At 69.3% G+C, this 19232-nt stretch carries 16 protein-coding genes; 5 read left to right on the forward strand and 11 right to left on the reverse strand.

The features are described from left to right. Nucleotides 1–19: 19 nt before the first annotated feature. The 3 genes from SY91_RS19020 to SY91_RS19030 are packed head-to-tail and all read right to left on the reverse strand — an operon-like array spanning nt 20 to nt 2519. Complete coding sequence (locus SY91_RS19020) at nt 20–1021, reverse strand: TIGR00374 family protein (RefSeq protein ID WP_023477255.1); 1002 nt, start codon at nt 1019–1021, stop codon at nt 20–22. Next, entirely contained in the window at nt 1018–1827 is an 810-nt protein-coding gene (locus tag SY91_RS19025) for a 2OG-Fe(II) oxygenase (protein WP_043888246.1), read from the reverse strand. The genes SY91_RS19020 and SY91_RS19025 overlap by 4 nt, the downstream gene beginning before the upstream one ends. Continuing rightward, nucleotides 1824–2519 carry a CDP-alcohol phosphatidyltransferase family protein gene (locus SY91_RS19030; protein ID WP_011547939.1) on the reverse strand — a complete coding sequence of 232 codons (696 nt, stop codon included), beginning with the start codon at nt 2517–2519 and terminating at the stop codon, nt 1824–1826. Before SY91_RS19030 ends, SY91_RS19025 begins: the two co-directional genes overlap by 4 nt. Nucleotides 2520–3174: 655 nt before the next feature. Between SY91_RS19030 and SY91_RS19035 the strand changes: the two genes are divergently transcribed. Beyond that, nucleotides 3175–4689, forward strand: a complete 1515-nt coding sequence (locus tag SY91_RS19035; protein ID WP_023477257.1) for an acetyl-CoA hydrolase/transferase family protein — start codon at nt 3175–3177, stop codon at nt 4687–4689. Nucleotides 4690–4719: 30 nt separating this feature from the next. Here SY91_RS19035 and SY91_RS19040 read toward each other — a convergent pair whose 3' ends face one another. Beyond that, nucleotides 4720–6258, reverse strand: a complete 1539-nt coding sequence (locus SY91_RS19040; RefSeq protein ID WP_023477258.1) for a DHA2 family efflux MFS transporter permease subunit — start codon at nt 6256–6258, stop codon at nt 4720–4722. A 134-nt stretch (nt 6259–6392) separates the two neighbouring features. Between SY91_RS19040 and SY91_RS19045 the strand changes: the two genes are divergently transcribed. After that, nucleotides 6393–6833 (forward strand): MarR family winged helix-turn-helix transcriptional regulator, encoded by a 441-nt coding sequence (locus tag SY91_RS19045; protein ID WP_011547936.1) that lies wholly within the window; start codon nt 6393–6395, stop codon nt 6831–6833. A gap of 117 nt (nt 6834–6950) precedes the next feature. On the opposite strand, the gene SY91_RS19050 is transcribed toward SY91_RS19045, so the two are convergent. Next, the gene (locus SY91_RS19050) at nt 6951–7448 is read right to left on the reverse strand and encodes a DUF2938 domain-containing protein (protein ID WP_023477259.1); all 498 of its coding nucleotides are present in this window, start codon (nt 7446–7448) and stop codon (nt 6951–6953) included. Nucleotides 7449–7582: 134 nt separating this feature from the next. Here SY91_RS19050 and SY91_RS19055 point away from each other — a divergent pair, with 134 nt between their 5' ends. Then, nucleotides 7583–8008: a helix-turn-helix domain-containing protein gene (locus SY91_RS19055; RefSeq protein WP_011547934.1), complete on the forward strand. Its 426-nt coding sequence runs from the start codon at nt 7583–7585 to the stop codon at nt 8006–8008. A 148-nt stretch (nt 8009–8156) separates the two neighbouring features. On the opposite strand, the gene SY91_RS19060 is transcribed toward SY91_RS19055, so the two are convergent. Beyond that, entirely contained in the window at nt 8157–9038 is an 882-nt protein-coding gene (locus SY91_RS19060) for a helix-hairpin-helix domain-containing protein (protein WP_023477261.1), read from the reverse strand. A 182-nt stretch (nt 9039–9220) separates the two neighbouring features. Next, nucleotides 9221–10765: a sigma-70 family RNA polymerase sigma factor gene (locus SY91_RS19065; RefSeq protein WP_023477262.1), complete on the reverse strand. Its 1545-nt coding sequence runs from the start codon at nt 10763–10765 to the stop codon at nt 9221–9223. A 296-nt stretch (nt 10766–11061) separates the two neighbouring features. Between SY91_RS19065 and SY91_RS19070 the strand changes: the two genes are divergently transcribed. Together SY91_RS19070 and SY91_RS19075 are read left to right on the forward strand one after the other, a co-directional pair. Beyond that, nucleotides 11062–11487 carry a hypothetical protein gene (locus SY91_RS19070; RefSeq protein WP_023477263.1) on the forward strand — a complete coding sequence of 142 codons (426 nt, stop codon included), beginning with the start codon at nt 11062–11064 and terminating at the stop codon, nt 11485–11487. Nucleotides 11488–11520: 33 nt separating this feature from the next. Beyond that, on the forward strand, nt 11521–12459 hold the full coding sequence (locus tag SY91_RS19075) for an SH3 domain-containing protein (RefSeq protein WP_185921301.1): 939 nt from the start codon (nt 11521–11523) through the stop codon (nt 12457–12459). 145 nt (nt 12460–12604) lie between these two features. On the opposite strand, the gene ilvD is transcribed toward SY91_RS19075, so the two are convergent. The 4 genes from ilvD to SY91_RS19095 all read right to left on the reverse strand — a co-directional run bounded on the left by ilvD (nt 12605) and on the right by SY91_RS19095 (nt 19154). Next, nucleotides 12605–14464: a dihydroxy-acid dehydratase gene (ilvD, locus tag SY91_RS19080; protein ID WP_011547929.1), complete on the reverse strand. Its 1860-nt coding sequence runs from the start codon at nt 14462–14464 to the stop codon at nt 12605–12607. Between the two features lie 373 nt (nt 14465–14837). Then, complete coding sequence (locus SY91_RS19085; protein WP_185921302.1) at nt 14838–15860, reverse strand: Ldh family oxidoreductase; 1023 nt, start codon at nt 15858–15860, stop codon at nt 14838–14840. Then, nucleotides 15853–17445, reverse strand: a complete 1593-nt coding sequence (locus SY91_RS19090) for an aldehyde dehydrogenase (NADP(+)) (RefSeq protein ID WP_185921303.1) — start codon at nt 17443–17445, stop codon at nt 15853–15855. Before SY91_RS19090 ends, SY91_RS19085 begins: the two co-directional genes overlap by 8 nt. Before the next feature lie 83 nt (nt 17446–17528). Beyond that, complete coding sequence (locus SY91_RS19095) at nt 17529–19154, reverse strand: APC family permease (protein WP_124476398.1); 1626 nt, start codon at nt 19152–19154, stop codon at nt 17529–17531. Nucleotides 19155–19232 lie beyond the last annotated feature (78 nt).

Raw genomic sequence — 19232 nt, forward strand, 5'->3', positions numbered from 1 at the left:
AAGCCGGCGATCTGAACGATCAGTCGGCGAGCGGCTGCGGCGCACGGCGCCGCTGCCAGTTTCTTTCACTGAAATGCAGATAGAGCAGGCCGGGCAGGCCGAGCGCGAGTTCGCGCGCGCGCTTCGCGAGCGACAGCGCGAGCGCCGCGTCGGGCGGCAAGCCGACCAGCGGCGCGAGCAGCAGGTAGCCGCCTTCCTGCGCACCGAGCGAGCCCGGGATCGCGAAGGCCGCGCCGCGAATCGCCTGGCCGACGCTTTCGAGCAGCAGCGCGTCGAGCCAGCTCACCGGATGCCCGAGGAAGTGCAGCGCGAGCCACACTTCCGCGGTGCCGACGATCCAGCCGGCGAGACTCAACGCGAAGGTCTTCGCGACCTTCGCGCGATCGCGGTACAGCGCGCCGACCGCGTCGTCGATCGCATCGGCGCGCGTGGCCAGCGACGACCAGTCGCGCGGGCCGAGCAGCTTCGACGCGAGGCGCAGGCCGCGGCCGAACAGCCCGCGCCGCTGCGCCGCGTAGAACGCGACGGCGAGCGCGCCGAGCACGCCGGTGGCGATCAGCGCGGGCGTGCGCAGATACGCGACCGATTCGTGCGTCGCATACAGGCTGAACGCGGCGATGCCGATCAGCGCGAATGCCATCTGCGAGAGCGCCTGCATCGTCGTGCTGACGGTCACGGCGGCGGCCGCGTCGGCCATCCGCGTGCCGCGCTGCGCGAGGTGGCGTACCATCAGCACCGGGCCGCCGATCTGCCCGGCGGGCAGCAGGCTGTTCACCGATTCGCCGACCCAGCGGGCGCGCAGCGCGTTGCCGAGTTCGGCGCCCGGCTGCCCGCGGCGGAACATCACGGAGATCGCGACCGCATCGATCGCGAGCGGCACGACGTGGAACGCCGCGACGAGCGCGAGGCCCCAGCCGGCCGCGAGGAACGTGGATGCGACCGCGCCGACGCCCTGCCAGGCCAGCAGTGCGATGAAGAGTGCGGTCCCGAGGGACAGCAGGATGAGGCCCGCGCGTGTCATGACCCGCTCGTGCGTCGCGTCGCCAGTTGCTTGAACACCTGGCGGAAACCGAAATACGCGATCGCGTCCTTCATGTTCGAGATGAAGCGCTTCCACGGCCGCATGCCGGGGTTCGTCACGTATTCGAACGTGAGCGATACGCGCATCTCGTTCTGGCCGAGCGGCGTGATGCGGTGGCGCAGCTTGTCGCCGTCGAACAGCACGATGCCGCCGTCGGCGATCTGCACGGAGCCCGGTTCGTCGGCGACGTCCGGGTTGCGCGTATGCAGCTCGTAGTCGAGCCGGCACGACGATTCGTCGATCACGCCGATCAGCAGCGTGTAGCGCCGGCCGTCGTAGTACGACGTGTCGTAGTGCCAGCCGATGTGGTCGCCGGGCTTCGTGTAGTAATACAGCGCGTACGCGTGCGGATCGTCGGCCGGCGACAGCATCAGCTTGTCGCCGGTGATCTTCTCGAGGAAGGAGATGAGTGCCTTCGAGCGATACAGCTCGGCGATGTAGGGTGCCTGCTCGTCGATCGTATGGCGGCTGACGCTGCCGCCCTGCTTGTGGCCGGGCAGGTAATTGCGGTTCAGGCCGGCCTGCATCGCGCGGGCAGCGTTCGCCAGCTTCGCGTGCGCGTCGGCCGGCAGGAAGGCGTCGAGATAGAGGAACGAGCCCTGGCGCGTGTAGTCGCCGCGCAGGCGGTCGAGGTCGAGCTGGCCGACGCAGTCGGCCACGGTGCGATCGGGATCAGCCGCGGCCGCGCGCACGGGCGCGGGGCGTGCCGGGCTCAGCACGGAATCGTCGCGCGTGCTAGGAGTCATTTGGAAGCCTGGATTTCGGTTGGGTTCTGCGCGGCCGGGTTCTGCGGAAGGTTGCCGCGCCGCACGATGCGCCACCAGTCGATCACGACCCAGGCGGCGAACAGCGGGGCGCCGATCGACGCCGCGAGCAGGAACGGCTCGACGCCGTCCACGAGCGTCACGATCGGCAGCAGGTACAGCACGTCTTCGGTCTCGAAGCCGCCGGCGAACGCCTGCTTGGTGCCGGCCTTGCCGGCGATCGACTCGATCCGCATGCGAAGGAAGAAAATCAGGGCGACGGCCGCGCCGGCCACCGCGCCGAGCAGCACCGGCGACGCGGCCATCTGGCCGCCCTGCGCGACGATGCCGACGCCCATGCTGACGAACAGCGCGACCGTGACGAGCGCATCCGCCGCGAGGTCGTAAAAATGACCGATCTTGCTGGACTTGCCGCTGATGCGCGCGAGCTCGCCATCGGTGTGGTCGACGAAGTTCGACAGCACGATCAGGAACGCGCCGGCATTGCTCCAGCCGAAGCCGCCGTGCGCGAGGCACCAGGCGCCGGCGAGGCCGATCAGCAGACGAAGGGTAGTGAGGTGATTCGGGGTGACCGGCGTGTCGACGAGCGGTCGGACAAGCGAGCGCGCGAGCCGCGCATCCCAGGTGCGTGGCGGGGGCGGCTCGGGTCGTGTGGCGGTTTTTCTTTGGTCCATCGGCGAAATATATACGGAATTGTAATTTGGTGCTTTTTATTCGATCAATGTCCTGACATACGGGAGTGTTACCGCGTCTTGCAGGCATCGGCCGGTTCAAAAACGCACGTGCGAACGGAGCGGCCAACCGGGCCGCCGGACCCGTCTTCCAGTGTGGTCCTCATCGCGCCGCTGTCAAGGCCGGACGGGCCTCGCAGGCCGATCCGACCGGGGTTTTCGCGCCGGTCGGCTGGTGTCGCGCAGCGCACGCGACCTTGATCTCCGTCAGGCCCGGAAAAGCCGCATCGGGCGACAATCGGCCGCGCCGGACTGGTATCGGCGATTGCCGGGCCAAAGGCGGCCAATGTCGATGCAAATCGGTCGATTGACGCGCGCCGGTCGGCGATCGCGAACCGGCGATTCGCCCGATGCTTTCATGTACCTTTCGCGTGCACCCGGCGCGGGCGGATCGCCTGTCACAGAACGGTCGTTCGATACCCGGCAAATCCGGCAAGGATCTTTTGCATCCAGCGGACATTTCGCAGCGATGGCCTCTGCGATACTCCGGACCGTGCCCGTGGTGCCGGGCCGCCCCTCGCGGCCCCAAGGGCTTCGCGTCGCTCAGGAGACACCCCCCGCGACGTCAACGACAGACCCAAGCGTCAGATAACCAGCCATGTCTTCTTCACGCATCCTCGCTCCCGCCCTGCGTTCGCTCGTCCGCACCGCCGACGAAGCCGCCGCGCTGATCCGCCCCGGCATGACCGTCGCCATGAGCGGCTTCACCGGGTCGGGCTATCCGAAGGCCGTGCCGACCGCGCTGGCCGCCCACATCGACGCGGCGCACGCGCGCGGCGAGGACTTCCGGATCAACGTGCTGACGGGCGCGTCGACCGCACCGGAACTCGACGGCGCGCTCGCCCGCACCAACGGCATCTCGATGCGGCTGCCGTACCAGTCCGACCCGACGTTGCGCGACAAGATCAACGGCGGCGAAGTCGATTACCAGGACGTCCACCTGAGCCACGTCGCGCAATACGCGTGGTTCGGGCTGTACGGCGATCTCGACGTCGCGATCGTCGAGGTCGCGGGCATCCGCGAGGACGGGCTGCTGATCCCGTCCGCGTCGATCGGCAACAACAAGACCTGGCTGGAGCGCGCGAAGCACGTGATCCTCGAAGTGAATGCGCGGCAGCCGCTCGGCCTCGACGGGATGCACGACATCTATTACGGCACCGCGCTGCCGCCGCACCGCAAGCCGATTCCGCTGACGAAGAGCGACGACCGGATCGGCGAGCCGTACCTGCGCTGCCCGGCCGACAAGATCGTCGCGATCGTCGAGACCGACGCGCCCGATCGCAGCAATGCGTTCAGCGCGCCGGATGCGACGTCCAAGCAGATCGCGCTGCAGCTGATCGACTTCCTGCGCCACGAAGTAAAGCGCGGCCGCCTGCCGGAAAACCTGCTGCCGCTGCAGTCGGGCGTCGGCAACATCACGAACGCGGTGCTCGCGGAGCTCAGCTCGGCCGGCTTCTCGAACCTGACGGCCTACACCGAGGTGATCCAGGACGGCATGCTCGACTTGCTCGACGACGGCACGCTGAGCTTCGCGTCGGCCACCGCGCTGTCGCTGAGCCCGGCCGCCGTGCAGCGTTTCGCCGACGAAATCGCGACGTTCCGCGAGAAGATCGTGCTGCGCCCGCAGGAGATCAGCAACCATCCGGAGCTCGTGCGCCGGCTCGGCTGCATCGCGATGAACGGGATGATCGAAGCCGACATCTACGGCAACGTGAACTCGACCCACGTGATGGGCACGAAGATCCAGAACGGCATCGGCGGCTCGGGCGACTTCGCGCGCAACGGCTACCTGTCGTGCTTCATGTCGGCGAGCACCGCGAAGGGCGGGGCGATCTCGCGGATCGTGCCGATGGCGAGCCACGTCGACCATACCGAGCACGATGTCGCGGTGGTCGTCACCGAGCAGGGGCTGGCCGACCTGCGGGGCCTGTCGCCGAAGCAGCGCGCGCGCAAGATCATCGCGACCTGCGCGCACCCGGACTACCGCCCGATGCTCGAGGACTACTTCGAGCGGGCGTCGCGCGACAGCTTCGGCAAGCACACGCCGCACCTGCTCGCCGAGGCGCTGTCGTGGCACGAGCGCTACGTGCGCACCGGGACGATGAAGGCCTGACGCGGCCTCGGACGGGCGCATGCGTGCCCGTCAATCCAGCGCCGCATGCGCGACGTCGACGCTCGCCGTCTTCTGCGGCGGGCGGATCAGCAGCAACAGCGGGATCATCAGCAGCGTCGCGACGAACATCAGCTTGAAATCGTTCAGGTACGCGATCATCGCGGCCTGCTGGTTGATCGTGCGGTCGAGCAGCGCGAGGTCGACACGGCTGCCGGCCAGCGCCTGCACGGCCGGGTCGAACGGCGTGATGTGGGTCGCGAGGTCGGCATGCGCGACCTGCGTGTTGCGCGTCATCAGCGTCTGCACGATCGAGATGCCGATACTGCTGCCGATGTTGCGCATCAGGCTGTAGGTGGCCGTGCCGTCCGCGCGCAGCTCGGGCGGCAGCGTCGAGAACGACAGCGCGCTCAGCGGCACGAACACGAGCCCGAGGCCGAAGCCCTGGATCACGCCGGGCCATACGATGTCCGCTTCGGACAGCACGATCGTGTACTGCATCATCTGCCACAGCGCGAGCGCGGAAATCGCCAGCCCGGCGAGCAGCAGCATCCGCGCATCCACGTATTTCAGCAGCCTCCCGACGAACAGCATCGCGATCATCGTGCCGGCGCCGCTCGGCGCGGTGACGAGGCCCGTCGTCGCGACCGGGTAGCCCATCAGGTTCTGCAGCATCGGCGGCAGCAGCGCGCGAGTGGCATACAGCACCGCGCCGACCACGAAGATGAACAGCGTGCCCGTCGCGAAATTCGGATCGCGCAGCAATTCCGACTTGAAGAACGACGCCTTGCCGACGGTCGCCGTGTGTGCGAGGAAGAACGCGAAGCTCAGGGCCGCGACGAGCGCCTCGATGCGGATCTCGTACGAACCGAACCAGTCGAGCTGCTCGCCGCGATCGAGCATCGCCTGGAACGCGCCGATCGCGAGCGCGAGCGTCGCGAAGCCGAACGCGTCGAATTTCACGTGCGGACGCGGCGCGCGTGCCGGCAGGAAGGTCATCACGCCGGCGAGCGCGAACGCGCCGATCGGCACGTTGATGAAGAACACCCAGCGCCAGTTGTAGCTGTCGGTGAGCCAGCCGCCGAGCGTCGGGCCGAGAATGGGGCCGACCATCACGCCCATTCCCCAGATCGCCATTGCCTGGCCCTGTTTCTCGCGAGGATTGATGTCGAGCAGGATCGATTGCGACAGCGGCACCAGCGCGGCGCCGAACACGCCCTGCAGCAGCCGCGCGCCGACGATCTGCACGAGCGTCTCGGACAGCCCGCACAGCGCCGACGCGACCGTGAAGCCCGCGATCGACACGATCAGCAGCCGCTTCACGCTGAGCCGGTCGGACAGCCAGCCGGTGAGCGGCGTCGCGATCGCCGCGGCGACGATGTAGGAGGTCAGCACCCACGTGATTTCGTCCTGCGACGCGGACAGCGTGCCCTGCATGTGCGGCAGCGCGACGTTCGCGATCGTGCTGTCGAGGGTCTGGATCAGCGTCGCGAGCATGATCGACAGGGTCAGCATCGGCCGGTTCAGGGCGGGCGAGGCGGGAGTATCGGCGGCGTCGGCGGCGGGGTTCAAGCGGTGTCTCCGTGGGGCGGCCGCCGTGGTCGGCGATCCGGTATGGCGTGAATTATAAGCATGCTTATTATATAGCCGCTTATCGCCGGGTCGCGAGCCACGGGCCGGTTCCGGCTTGACCCTATAATCGCCGCATGGACAAGACCTACGAGAACCGGATCGGTTACCTGATCGCCGACGTGGCCCGCCTCAATGGACGCCTGTTCGACCGGCGCGCGAAGCGCATCGGGCTGACGCGGGCGCAAAGCCGCGTGCTCGCGTACCTGACGTGGAAGGGCGAGATGAACCAGGCGCGGCTCGCCGAATGGCTCGAGATCACGCCGATCTCGCTCACGCGGCTGCTCGACCGGATGGAAAGCTATGGCTGGATTGAACGCATCGCGAACGACGACGATCGCCGCGCGTTCGTAATCCGGCTGACCGACAAGTCGCGCGAGATCTTTCCGCAGATGCTGGAGGTGGGCGATACCGTCGCCGACGACGGGCTGCGCGGCTTCACGCCCGACGAGCGCGATACGCTGGTGCGGCTGCTCGGGCGAGTGCGCCGCAACCTGATCGACTGTGGCGGCGAGTGACGCGGGCGTCCGGCCGGGTGCACCGGGCAACGGGAAGGCGTCGTGAATCCCGGCCCGCGTACGAGCACGATGAAGGCGCGCCGCAAGAAGGCGGCCGAGGAGATGCCGGCGCGCTGCTTAACGGGACAGCGCCGCCAGCATGTACGCCGCAAGATAGAGCCCCACCCCGTACGACAGATGCGTGACGAGGCTGCGCCGGCGCGCGACACCCGGCTGCGGCGTGCGCGACGCCGCGATGCCGAAGCCGAACGCCGGCTGCATCACGAAGAATGGCGCGACCACGCTCGCGAGCCCGGCGACGACTGCGGGAAGCGGCGTCGGCGCATCGATCCATGCCGGGCCGGCAATCAGCACGGGTAGTGCCGCGAACGCGATGCCGATCGCGTAATGCGCGACCCAGCCGAGCGCGCGTTCGCCGGCCACGGGTGCGGCGGCGACGATCGACGCATGCCGGAACCGGCCGTGCATCATGTGGCCGAGCCAGCGGCCGACCAGCGCGTAGTCGAGCGACGGAATCCCGAACGCATGCCGCCGGAACAGCGTCCATAGGTCCATCAACAGCGTGGCGCCCGCGCCGATCAACAGCAGTTTGAGCAGGATGTCGGACGGGCTCATCGCGCACCTCCGCAGCGAGTAGCGATGCGGTATGGCGGAATACGACGCGGGTTCAACGGTTTCATGGCGGTCCGGGCTTGTCTTCATGGAGTCGAGCGACTATCTTGCAACTTCAAGTTCACTTGAGGTCAAGCATGAGCCGACTGGACATTGCGGACGTGGCGCGGCGCACGGGGCTGCCCGCCTCGACGCTGCGTTACTACGAGGAAAAAGGGCTGATCGTTCCGATCGGCCGGCATGGGCTGCGGCGGCAATACGACGAGGCGGTGCTGGAGCGCCTGGCGTTGATCGCGCTCGGCCGCGAGGCCGGTTTCTCGCTCGACGACATCCTCGCGATGGTCGGCGCGGAGGGCCGACCCGCGATCGATCGCGCCAAGCTCGACGGCAAGGCCGACGAGCTCGACCGCACGATCCGCCGTCTCGGCGCCGTGCGCGATGCGCTGCGGCATGCGGCCGTGTGCCCGGCGGCGAACCATCTCGAGTGCCCGTCGTTCCAGAAGCTGCTGCGTATTGCCGCGCATCGTCATCCGGCGCGCCGTGCGAAGGGGGAAGGGGCGTAGGCGGCGAGCCGGCGCGAAGCGGGCGGCGCGGTAGCGGGTCGACAGGAAGGCGGCGACGTGGCGATGTAGTCGGCTTGACGTGCCGGGTCGAGAAAAGGCGATGCCGTCAGTGGGGCCTTCGACGTCAGCGAAGCCGCCTACGCCGGACTCACCCCGCGTAATACACGCGGCATTCCATCTCGCGCCCGCGCACGATCCGCTTGCCGACGAGCGCGCCGTACGTTTCGGTGAAGACGGTGCGCTGGTGCTCGCACTGCACGGCGTCGTAGAAGTAGAGCGAGACCCAGTCGGTCGGCCGGCCGGCTTCCGGCGTGCGCATGGCCGCATGCTGGCTCAGCGCCGTGAAATGCCAGCCGCCCTTGGTCATGTGCATCACCGGCGGCGGCACGTAGCCGTCCGCGTTCAGGCGCCGGTGCGCGAGCGTCGGCAGCACACCCGCGGCCGCCTTGTTGCGGTACTGGCGATCGATGTACAGCAGCAGCTCGACGGGCGGTTCCGTGCCGGGGCCGGCGCTTTGCATGTGGCCTTGCCAGCGCCGGCGGCGGCTCAGTACGTCGTCGAGCGCGGCGCGGATGCCGGCCGCGCGCCGCGGGCCGACGCCCGCGATCATTTCGAGCTGGCCGTTGCGCGCCGCGCGTTCGAGCTCCTCCAGCGTGTCGATGTGCAGCGCGTCATGAATGCGCAGTGCGAGCGCGTGGCCGATGCCCGGCACCGCTTCGAATGCCGACGCGCGTTCCGCGTCACCGCGCAAGCGGTCGAGCTGGCGCCAGCGGCCCGTCACCAGCAGCTCGGCGATCGCCTGCGCGACGCCCGCGCCGATGTCGGGCAGCGCGCCGAGCGCCTCGACGCCGCCGGTGTCGAACACGCCGCGGATGTCGCGGTCGAGCGCGTCGACCGTATCGGCCGCGGCGCGGTATGCGGCCACCCGGTACGGGTTCGCGCCCTGGTCGACGAGCCACTGCGCGGCCTCGCGCAGGCAGGCCGCGACAGGCCGGTTTTCCTCGTACGTCTGGCTGACGGTCGACTGCATGGCAAGGGACCCGGAAAGCACAAACGGAATGGACGCGGCGAGCGGTGCGCCGGTCGGCTGTCAACCATTGTCGCGACGCGCGATGAAGAAAACTTGATGCGCGTCAATGGCAAACGTAACACAGGCGCGCGGCGCACGGTCGTGCCGGAACGCGGCACGACCGTGCGCGTTGCGCGATGCGCTTACGCGTCGAGAAACGACTGCGCGTTCTCGGCCTCGGCGGCCGTACGCAGCGCGGCGAGCGCCCGTTTCTCGATCTGCCGCACGCGCTCGCGCGACATCCCCGCATCCTGCGCGATCGCGTCGTAGGTGTCGGGCTCGGCGCCGCCGAGGCCGAACCGCCGGCGCAGCACGTCGGCCTCGGTCGGCGTGACCGACCGCAGCAGCGAGCGCACGCAGTCGCGCATGCGCGTGTCGGCCAGTTGCTCGAACGGGCTGGCCGACGCCTGGTCCTCGATCAGTTCCACGAGGCCGGTGTCCGCGTCCGGCAGCGGCGTATCGAGCGAGACCGGCTCGGCGGGCAGCGCGAGCACCGCGCGCAGCTTGTCTTCGGCGAGGCCGGTTTCAGCCACGAGCTCGGCCGGCGTGGCGCGGCGGCCCGTGCGCTGGCGAAAGCGCAGTGCATGCCGCTGCACGCGCTGGTACTGATCGCCGACGTGCACCGGCACGCGGATCGTACGCGAGCGATCCGCGACCGCGCGTGCGATCGCCTGGCGAATCCACCAGGTCGCATAGGTCGAGAACTTGAACCCGCGCCGGTATTCGAATTTCTCGATCGCGCGCATCAGGCCGAGACAGCCGTCCTGCACGAGGTCGGACAGATCGACGCCGCGGTTCACGTACTTGCGCGCGATCGACAGCACGAGCCGCAGGTTCGCCTCGAGCATCGCACGCGTCGCGTCGCGCACTTTTTGCTGGCCGTCGCTCAACGCGGCTGCGAGTGCGCGCCGCGCGACCGCGTCGAAGCATGCGGCGTCAGCCGCCGACGGATCATCGGAGGCGGCCGCGAGCGCGCGCACGGTACGGCTTGCGTCGTCGACGGCCGGTGCGACCCAGGCGAGCGAGCCGAGCAGGGCGGCCACGTGGTTGCGCGCGTCGCGGTAGTCGGCCGAACGGCTGCCATGCGCATGCAATGCATCACGCAGTGCCGACACCGCTGCCTGCAGCGCATCGTAGCGGGCGGGCGCGGGCGTTTCGCCATCCTCTTCATCGGGCGATCCGGTTGTGCCTGTTGCGCCGGTTGCGCCCGTCGCGCGATGACGCTCGAGCAGTACGTCGACGGCGGGCGGATAGCCGGCGATCGCATGCAGCACCTGATGACGGCCCGTCTCGATCTCGCGGGCGAGCACGATTTCGCCTTCGCGCGTGAGCAGCGGCACCGCATGCATGCGCCGCATGTAGAGCGCGAGCGGATCGGTCGACGCGCTGGTACCGCGCGCGAGGTCGCCGAGCATGGCCCGGCCTTCGTCGAGCGCGTCGCGATCGACCTCGACCGGCGCCGCGCCGGCAAACGGTGCAGGCACGGCCGGCTCGTCGAGTACCGCGATGCCGATGTCGGCCAGCGCGGCGCGCACGACGTCGAGCGCGTCGGGGCTGTCGCTTTCGGGCGGCAGCGCGTCGACGAGGTCGGCGTGCGTCAGATAACCCTGCTCGCCGGCGAGCGCCAGCAGCTGGATGATCGGATCGAGCGGTGTGTCCGCCCGGGGAGTGGGGCGTGGCGTAGTCATGTCGATGGCGGCGCGAGCCGCGTTCCTGTCTGGGCGGGCCGAAGCTCGCCGGTTTGCGGTTGCCGGTGGGTCGCGGACGCCCGTCCGCGCCGGTCAGCCCGACATCGTTCAAGTTGAGGGCATTTGCGCCAACTTCAACGCCGGCGCCGCGGACGGGCCAGCACGCGGCGTTCCTGCCCCGCCGTGCGGGCAGGAAACAAAAAGTAACCGATCATACGCGCGGAAATCTGCAGGGGACGTAAGCTAGAGTCAGGCGCGCGCCCGGCGGCGACGCGCGGATTCTGCCGGAGTACGAGATGAACCCGATTTCCGCCGCGAGGCCCGCCGTCGTCGGGCTGGCCGCACTGATGCTTGGCGGCTGCTACTACACGAGCCCGTATGGTTATGCACCTTATTACGCGCCGGTGCCCGCCACGGTGACGCAGCGCGAGATTCCAGCCGCACCGACCGCGTCCGGTCCGGCGCCGTCGACCGTACCCCAGGCGCAGGTCGACGCCGGCCCGGCGGTGCCGGTGTATGTCGCCCCGGCCTACGTGCCGCCGCCGTACCCGTATTACTACCCGGCGTACTACTCCGGCTGGTACGGGCCGCCCGTGACGATCGGCTTCTGGGGCCGCTGGGGCGGCGGCGGATACTGGGGCGGCCGCGGCGGGTACTGGCATCGTCCGTGGGGCGGCGGGCATTGGGGTGGCGGCCACTGGGGCGGCGGCCATCGGCACTGACCGGCGCGCGGCGGCGCGGCGCGGGAGAGCATCATGAGGAACACGATTGTCCGAAGTCTGTGCGTCGTCCTGGCCGGCCTCGCGGCCGCACCGGGCGTCGCCGATGCGCAGAGCAGCGCTTACACGAACTCGCCGGCCGAGCTGTTTGCCGGGCCGGCGCCCGATTATCCGGTGGTCGCGCAGATCCCGCCCGGCACCGCGCTGGATGTGTTCGGCTGCCTGAGCGACTACACGTGGTGCGATGTCGCGCTGCCGGGCGTGCGCGGCTGGATCGATGCGCAGTTGCTCGACTATCCGTACCAGGGCAGCTACGTGCCGTTGCTCCAATACGGCGCGATCATCGGCGTGCCGGTGACCGGCTTTGCGATCGGCGCGTACTGGGATCGCTATTACCGGCACCGCCCGTGGTATCCCGACCGTGATCGCTGGGCGCATCGTGCGGAGCCGAGGCTCGGCCCCGGCGGCATGCCGCCCGCGCAAGGGCGTCCGCAACCGGGTGCGCCGATGCAAGTCACGCCGGGCGGCCCGCCGCCCGTGCATGACACGCGGCCGTCGGCGACGCGCGGCGGCTGGAACGGCGCGAACCGCGTGCCGCCGCCGGCTGCACCGGCACCGGCACCGGCGCCGGGTGGAGTGGGTAATGCGCGTCCGGCCAGCCCGCCGACGCCGATGCCGGGCGGGATGGGTAATGTGCGTCCGGCCAGCCCGGCGGCGCCGACGCCGATGCCGGGCGGGATGGGTAATGTGCGTCCGGCCAGCCCGGCGGCGCCGACGCCGATGCCGGGCGGCGCGGGTAATACGCGCCCGGCCAGCCCGCCGCCCGCGCCGGGCGGCGAAGCCCGCACGATGCCTCAGCCCGCGCGCCAGGGAGGTTGGGGCGGCGGCGGTTATGCGCGGCCGCAAGGCGGCGGAAACGGCGGCGGCAACCATGGCGGCGGTGGAGGCGGCGGTCCCGACGAACTCCGCCACTGACGGCGTCGGTGCCGCGGGTTCTCCGGGCACCAGACAAAAAAAGCCGCTCCGGAGAGCGGCTTTTGAGAGCGGCTTTTGAGAGCGGCTTTTGGATCGGGCAAGCGGGGCGAGGTAAGGCGCTACCGGTCGCCCGCCGCCCGCCGCATCAGTCGTCGAGCAGCGACAGATCGCGCACGGCGCCCTTGTCGGCCGACATGACCAGCTTCGCGTATGCCTTCAGCGCGGCGGACACCTTGCGCGGGCGCGGCTGCGCGGGCTTCCAGCCCTTCGCGTTCTGCTCCTCGCGGCGGCGCGCCAGTTCCTCGTCCGACACCAGCACGTCGATCGTGCGGTTCGGAATGTCGATGCGAATCCGGTCGCCGTCGCGCACGAGGCCGATCGCGCCGCCCGCCGCCGCTTCCGGCGAGCAGTGGCCGATCGACAGCCCCGACGTACCGCCCGAGAACCGGCCGTCCGTCAGCAGCGCACACGCCTTGCCGAGCCCTTTCGACTTGATGTAGCTGGTCGGGTAGAGCATTTCCTGCATGCCCGGGCCGCCCTTCGGGCCTTCGTAGCGCACGATCACCACGTCGCCGGCCTTGACCTTGTCGTTCAGGATGTTCTCGACCGCTTCGTCCTGCGATTCGGTCACGTGCGCCGAGCCTTCGAACACGAGGATGCTTTCGTCGACGCCGGCCGTCTTCACCACGCAGCCGTCGAGCGCGATGTTGCCGGTCAGCACGGCGAGGCCGCCTTCCTTCGAGAACGCATGCTCGTACGAGCGGATGCAGCCCTCGGCGCGATCGAGGTCGAGGCTCGGCCAGCGCGTGTTCTGGCTGAACGCGACCTGCGTCGGGATGCCGGCCGGGCCGGCCAGGTAGAACGTGCGGACCGCTTCGTCCTGCGTGAGGACGATGTCCCACTGGTCGAGCGCATCCTTCAGCGTCGGCGCGTGGACGGTCGGCACGTCGGTGTGCAGCTTGCCGGCGCGCTCGAGCTCGCCGAGGATCGCCATGATGCCGCCGGCGCGGTGCACGTCCTCGATGTGGTACTTGTTCGTGTTCGGCGCGACCTTGCACAGCTGCGGCACGGTGCGCGACAGACGGTCGATGTCCTTCATCGTGAAGTCGATGCCGGCTTCCTGCGCGATCGCGAGCAGGTGCAGGATCGTGTTGGTCGAGCCGCCCATCGCGATGTCGAGCGTCATCGCGTTCTCGAACGCCTTGAAGCCGACCGAGCGCGGCAGCACGCGTTCGTCGTCCTGCTCGTAGTGCTGGCGCGTCAGCTCGACGATGCGGCGGCCGGCGCGCTTGAACAGCTGTTCGCGATCGGCGTGCGTGGCGACCACCGTACCGTTGCCGGGCAGCGACAGGCCGAGCGCTTCGGTCAGGCAGTTCATCGAGTTCGCGGTGAACATGCCCGAGCACGAGCCGCAGGTCGGGCAGGCCGAGCGTTCGACTTCGGCGACGTCGGCGTCCGAATACGACTGGTCGGCCGCGATCACCATCGCGTCGACGAGGTCGAGCTTCTTCAGTTCGACGGTCTTGGTGACCGGGTTCGCGAGGCGCGTCTTGCCGGCTTCCATCGGGCCGCCCGACACGAAGATCACCGGAATGTTGAGGCGCATCGCGGCCATCAGCATCCCCGGCGTGATCTTGTCGCAGTTCGAGATGCACACCATCGCGTCCGCGCAGTGCGCGTTCACCATGTATTCGACCGAATCGGCGATGATGTCGCGGCTCGGCAGCGAGTACAGCATGCCGTCGTGGCCCATCGCGATGCCGTCGTCGACCGCGATCGTGTTGAATTCCTTCGCGACGCCGCCGGCAGCCTCGATCTCGCGCGCGACGAGCTGGCCGAGATCCTTCAGGTGCACGTGCCCGGGCACGAACTGGGTGAACGAGTTGACGACCGCGATGATCGGCTTCGAGAAATCGTCGTCTTTCATGCCGGTGGCGCGCCACAGCGAGCGCGCACCTGCCATGTTGCGGCCGGCGGTGGAGGTTTTGGAGCGGTAAGTGGGCATGGTGATGGCTGAAGAAATATCGCGGGAAAAGGGTGGAGGCACGGGAATAAAGGCCTCTCTCGCGCCCGTGCGAACAACCTCTTGAGCTGCGCCCTGGGCAAACTCCCCGATTATCCCACAGCCGCCGGGCGGGCGGCGCCGGCCGGAGCGGGCGAGTGAGGCCGGTGGTGCACCGGACAGGGGTTAAGTGCACTCGGCACACAGACGTCACGAAGCACGAGGCCCCGAGGAAGCCCGAAGCACGAGGCCCGAAGCCCGAAGCCCGAAGCCCGAAGCCCCAAGCCCCAAGCCCCAAGCAATCCATCGCCACAGGCCCGCCGGCGGCTTCATTGCCCGTTCTGCCGACGATGAAGCCGCGCCGCTCGATCGCGCGTCAGTCGAGCAGCGTCAGGATCTCGTCGTACAGCGCCTTCGGAATCCGCACGCCGTTCGCGATGCTGCGCGCACGGGCGTCGAAGCGCCGTTGCGACGGCAGCCGCGCGCCCTGCGCGACGATCGATTCGAACATCCGCTCGCCGCGCGCGAGCCCCGCGTCGAGATCGTCGCCGAGAAACACCTTCGGATCGAACGCGATCACGAGTTCGCCGTGGCACGGCGTCGCGCCGACGCCTTCGTCGAAGTCCATCGATTCCCGGCTCGTCATGTCGCCGATCAGCGCGCCGCCGAGCAGCTCGACCATCGCCGCGAGCGCCGAACCCTTGTGGCCGCCGAACGTGCGCATCGCGCCTTGCAGCGCGGCCTTCGCGTCGGTGGTCGGCTGCCCGTTCGCGTCGATCGCCCAGTGCGGCGGAATCGCCTTGCCTTGCTTCGCGTGCAGCTCGATGTCGCCGCGCGCGATCGCGCTCGTCGCGAAATCGAACACGAACGGCTCGCCGCCCGGGCGCGGCCACGCGAACGCGATCGGGTTGGTGCCGAACACCGGCTCGCGGCCGCCTTCCGGGGCGACCCAGCTATGGCTCGGGTTCATCGCGATGCCGACCAGCCCTTCGGCCGCGATCGCCTCGACCTCGGGCCACAGCGCGGAGAAGTGATAGCAGTGGTTGATCGCCATCGCGGCGATGCCGTGCTGCTTCGCCATCTCGACCAGCACGGGCAGCCCGGTCTCGAAGCTCAGCAGCGAGAAGCCGCGATGCGCATCGACCGCGACGATCGACGACGACAGCCGGCGCAGCGTCGGCACGGCCTGCGGATCGACCTTGCCTTTCCTCAGCGACCGCACGCAGACGAGCAGCCGGTACACGCCGTGCGAATGGCATTCGTCGCGCTGGCCCTGCGTGATCACGTTCGCGATGGCACGCGCATGCGCGTCGGACATTCCGTGGTGCGTCAGCACGCGCAGCGCGAGCGTGTGGACTTCGTCGAGCGACAGGACGACTTCGGTGGTGGGCTCAGCCATGGTTCACCTCGCGCGAAACGAGCACGCCGTCGATGCGTTGCGGTACGCGCAGCGGATTGCTGTTGCGTAGCGCGTCCGGCAGCAGCGCGTCGGGCAGGTCCTGGTACGACACGGGGCGCAGGAAGCGCTCGATCGCGCGGGCGCCGACCGACGTCGTGCGGGTGTCGGACGTCGCCGGGAACGGGCCGCCGTGCACCATCGCGTGGCCGACCTCGACGCCCGTGCCGAAGCCGTTGACGAGAATACGGCCGGCCTTGCGTTCGAGCGTCGGGCGCAGCGCGGCGAACAGCGCCGCGTCGCCATCGGCCAGATGCGCGGCGATCGTCAACTGGCCTTCGAGCGATTTCAGCACGCGATGCAGCGTGTCGGCGTCCGGGCAGCGCACGATCAGCGAAGCGGGGCCGAATACTTCGTCGCGCAGTTCGGGGTGGGCGATGAACGCGTCCGCAGAGGTTGCGAACAGCGCCGCGCGCGCCTGATGACGGCCGCCTTCGACGCCTTCGGCCAGCAGCTCAACGGCCGAGTGATCGCGCAGCGCCGCGACGCCTTGTGCATAGCTCGCGTGGATGTGCGGTGTCAGCATCGTCTGCGCGGCGACGGCACGCACGGCATCGGCCGCCGCGGCCTCGAATGCGCGCAGCGCGGGGCCGTCGACCGCGAGTACGAGGCCCGGGTTCGTGCAGAACTGCCCGGCGCCGAGCGCGAGCGACGCGACGAACTGCGGTGCGATGGTGTCGTGACGGGCCTCGAGCGCGGCCGGACACAGCAGCACGGGATTGATCGAGCTCATTTCCGCATAGACGGGGATCGGCTCGGCCCGCGCGGCCGCGATATGCATCAGCGCGACGCCGCCGCGGCGCGACCCGGTGAAGCCGACGGCCTTGATGCGCGGATCGGCGACGAGCGCCTGGCCGATCTCGCGCGACGCGTCGAACAGCAGCGAGAACACGCCGGCCGGCATCCCGCATTCGCGCGCGGCCTGCTGGATCGCGCGGCCGACGAGTTCGGACGTGCCCGGATGCGCGGAATGCGCCTTGACGATCACCGGGCAGCCGGCCGCCAGCGCCGACGCCGTGTCGCCGCCGGCCACCGAGAACGCGAGCGGGAAGTTCGACGCGCCGAACACGGCCACCGGCCCGAGCGCGACGTTGCGCAGGCGCAGGTCGACGCGCGGCAGCGGCTTGCGCTCGGGGCGCGCCGGATCGATGCGCGCATCGAGAAAACCGCCGTCCCGCACGAGCGACGCGAACAGCGCGAGCTGGCCGACCGTGCGGCCGCGTTCGCCTTCGATGCGTGCACGTGGCAGCCCCGTTTCGACGACGCAGCGCTCGATCAGGTCGTCGCCGAGCGCCATGATGTGGCGGCCGATCGCGTCGAGGAACGCGGCGCGTGCCTCGAGCGACGTTTCGCGATAGGTGTCGAACGCGTCGTCGGCGAGTGCGCACGCCGTTTCCAGGTCGTGCAGGCTCGCGCCGCCGAACGCCGGTTCGAGCGGTTCGCCGGTCGCGGCGGCGAGCGCGTGGAGGGTGCCGTTCTGTCCGGCGACGGCCGACTGGCCGATCAGGAGCTGACCTGTGAGTTGCATGGTTTTCCTCGGAAAAAGCAGGGCCGGGCGTGCTGCGCCCGGCCGATGGAAGGGGAAAAGGGCGGGAAAAGGGCGCGGGCGCGTCAGTTCTCGTCGTCGTCGAGTTGCAGCTTGTCGGCGCGCACGCCGGTGTTCGCGCCCCAGTAGTAGATGACGAGCGCGACGGCCGCGACGACGACCGTGTCGTACGGATGCGCGAGCCGGCCGGTGCCGCCGAAGCCGCCGAGATACGACAGCACGATCATCGCTGCATAGAACGCGATCAGCCACGCGGACGAACGCACCTGCTCGGCGAGGCTCAGGTGCGCGGTCGGCACCCAACGGCGGCACGCGAGATAGATCGCGAACATCACGATCTGCAGGCCGAGCAGCCAGGACACCGTGCTCCAGCCCGACCAGTAGACGATCAGCGCGGCGATCACGAACGACGCGGGGCCGGTGAGGCCGAACGCGCTGGCGCGGAACGGCCGCGGCAGGTCGGGCGCGGTGCGGCGCAGCGCGGCGACCGACACCGGGGCGACCGCATAGCTGAGCACCAGCGCGGCCGACACGATGTTGATCAGCGCTTCCCACGACGGGAACGGCAGCGTCCAGAAGATCGCGAGGCCGAACGTGAGCCACAGGCCCGCGCGCGGGATGCCCGACGCTTCGTCGACGCGCGTGAACACCTTGAAGAACGTGCCCGTCTTGGCCCAGCCGTAGACCACGCGCGGCGTCGCGTTCATGTAGATGTTGCCGCAGCCGCTCGGCGAGATCATCGCGTCGGCGACGACCATCACCGCGAGCCAGCCGACGCCGAGCGCGAGCGCGATGTCGCGGTACGGCAGCGAGAACGCCTTGCTCACGTCGTGCCAGCCGGCGGCGAGCATGGCCGTCGGGATGCTGCCGATGAACGCGAGTTGCAGCAGCACGTAGATCAGCGTCGACAGCAGGATCGACAGGATCAGCGCGATCGGGATCGTGCGCTGCGGATTGCGCACCTCGCTCGCGACCGACACGATCGGCGTGAGCCCGAGATACGCGAAGATGATGCCGCCGGCCGACACGGCCATCTCGATGCCCGGCATGCCGAACGGCGCGAAGCCGTGCACGGTCAGGTTCGCGGGCTTGAAGAACGTGAACAGCACGCCGATCACCGCGAGCGGCACGATGAACTTGAAGACGCTGATGATGTTGTTCGCCTTCGCGAACGTCTTCACGCTCGAATAGTTCAGGTAAAAGAAGAAGCAGAGCAGCGCGGCCTGCACGAGCCAGCCGACGGTGGTCGGGTCGCTCGATCCTTCGACCGTCAGGCCCGGAAACCATGCGGCCGCGTACTGGCGCGCGGCGACGACTTCGATCGCGATCAGGCTCGAGAAAGCGATCAGCGTGATGAAGCCCATCAGGTAGCCGAGCAGCGGGCCGTGCGAGAACACCGGGTAGCGCACCACGCCGCCCGCGCGCGGCAGCGCGGCGCCGAGCTCGCAGTAGACGATGCCGAGCAGCAGCACCGCGAAGCCGCCGAGCAGCCACGAGAAGATGCCGGCCGGGCCCGCGATCGTCGATACGTGACTCGCGGCGAACAGCCACCCCGAACCGAAAATGGCGCCGAGACCGATGAACGTGAGATCGGTCAGCGACAGCTGTTTCTTGAACTTGCCGTGACCCGCGCCGGGGTGCGCGGAACGGGAAAGCGGGACAGACGGGTGTGCGTTGCCTTGGCCTGGCATGGGCGTGTCTCCTGGAGGGAATAGCGGCACAGGCTTGAGGTGCGCCGCGCTCCGACGGAGCAGCGGCGCCTGCCTGTC

It is taken from the genome of Burkholderia cenocepacia (assembly GCF_014211915.1).
In the GTDB taxonomy this organism is placed as follows: domain Bacteria; phylum Pseudomonadota; class Gammaproteobacteria; order Burkholderiales; family Burkholderiaceae; genus Burkholderia; species Burkholderia orbicola.

What these genes read in the sequence shown, in the direction of transcription:
- SY91_RS19045 (WP_011547936.1), top strand. Translation starts at nt 6,393, where the DNA reads ATGGACAAGACCTACGAGAACCGGATCGGTTACCTGATCGCCGACGTG.
- SY91_RS19055 (WP_011547934.1), top strand. Translation starts at nt 7,583, where the DNA reads ATGAGCCGACTGGACATTGCGGACGTGGCGCGGCGCACGGGGCTGCCC.
- SY91_RS19030 (WP_011547939.1), bottom strand. Translation starts at nt 2,519, where the DNA reads ATGGACCAAAGAAAAACCGCCACACGACCCGAGCCGCCCCCGCCACGC.
- SY91_RS19050 (WP_023477259.1), bottom strand. Translation starts at nt 7,448, where the DNA reads ATGAGCCCGTCCGACATCCTGCTCAAACTGCTGTTGATCGGCGCGGGC.
- SY91_RS19060 (WP_023477261.1), bottom strand. Translation starts at nt 9,038, where the DNA reads ATGCAGTCGACCGTCAGCCAGACGTACGAGGAAAACCGGCCTGTCGCG.
- SY91_RS19020 (WP_023477255.1), bottom strand. Translation starts at nt 1,021, where the DNA reads ATGACACGCGCGGGCCTCATCCTGCTGTCCCTCGGGACCGCACTCTTC.
- SY91_RS19095 (WP_124476398.1), bottom strand. Translation starts at nt 19,154, where the DNA reads ATGCCAGGCCAAGGCAACGCACACCCGTCTGTCCCGCTTTCCCGTTCC.
- SY91_RS19065 (WP_023477262.1), bottom strand. Translation starts at nt 10,765, where the DNA reads ATGACTACGCCACGCCCCACTCCCCGGGCGGACACACCGCTCGATCCG.
- SY91_RS19085 (WP_185921302.1), bottom strand. Translation starts at nt 15,860, where the DNA reads ATGGCTGAGCCCACCACCGAAGTCGTCCTGTCGCTCGACGAAGTCCAC.
- SY91_RS19090 (WP_185921303.1), bottom strand. Translation starts at nt 17,445, where the DNA reads ATGCAACTCACAGGTCAGCTCCTGATCGGCCAGTCGGCCGTCGCCGGA.
- ilvD (WP_011547929.1), bottom strand. Translation starts at nt 14,464, where the DNA reads ATGCCCACTTACCGCTCCAAAACCTCCACCGCCGGCCGCAACATGGCA.
- SY91_RS19075 (WP_185921301.1), top strand. Translation starts at nt 11,521, where the DNA reads ATGAGGAACACGATTGTCCGAAGTCTGTGCGTCGTCCTGGCCGGCCTC.
- SY91_RS19025 (WP_043888246.1), bottom strand. Translation starts at nt 1,827, where the DNA reads ATGACTCCTAGCACGCGCGACGATTCCGTGCTGAGCCCGGCACGCCCC.
- SY91_RS19035 (WP_023477257.1), top strand. Translation starts at nt 3,175, where the DNA reads ATGTCTTCTTCACGCATCCTCGCTCCCGCCCTGCGTTCGCTCGTCCGC.
- SY91_RS19070 (WP_023477263.1), top strand. Translation starts at nt 11,062, where the DNA reads ATGAACCCGATTTCCGCCGCGAGGCCCGCCGTCGTCGGGCTGGCCGCA.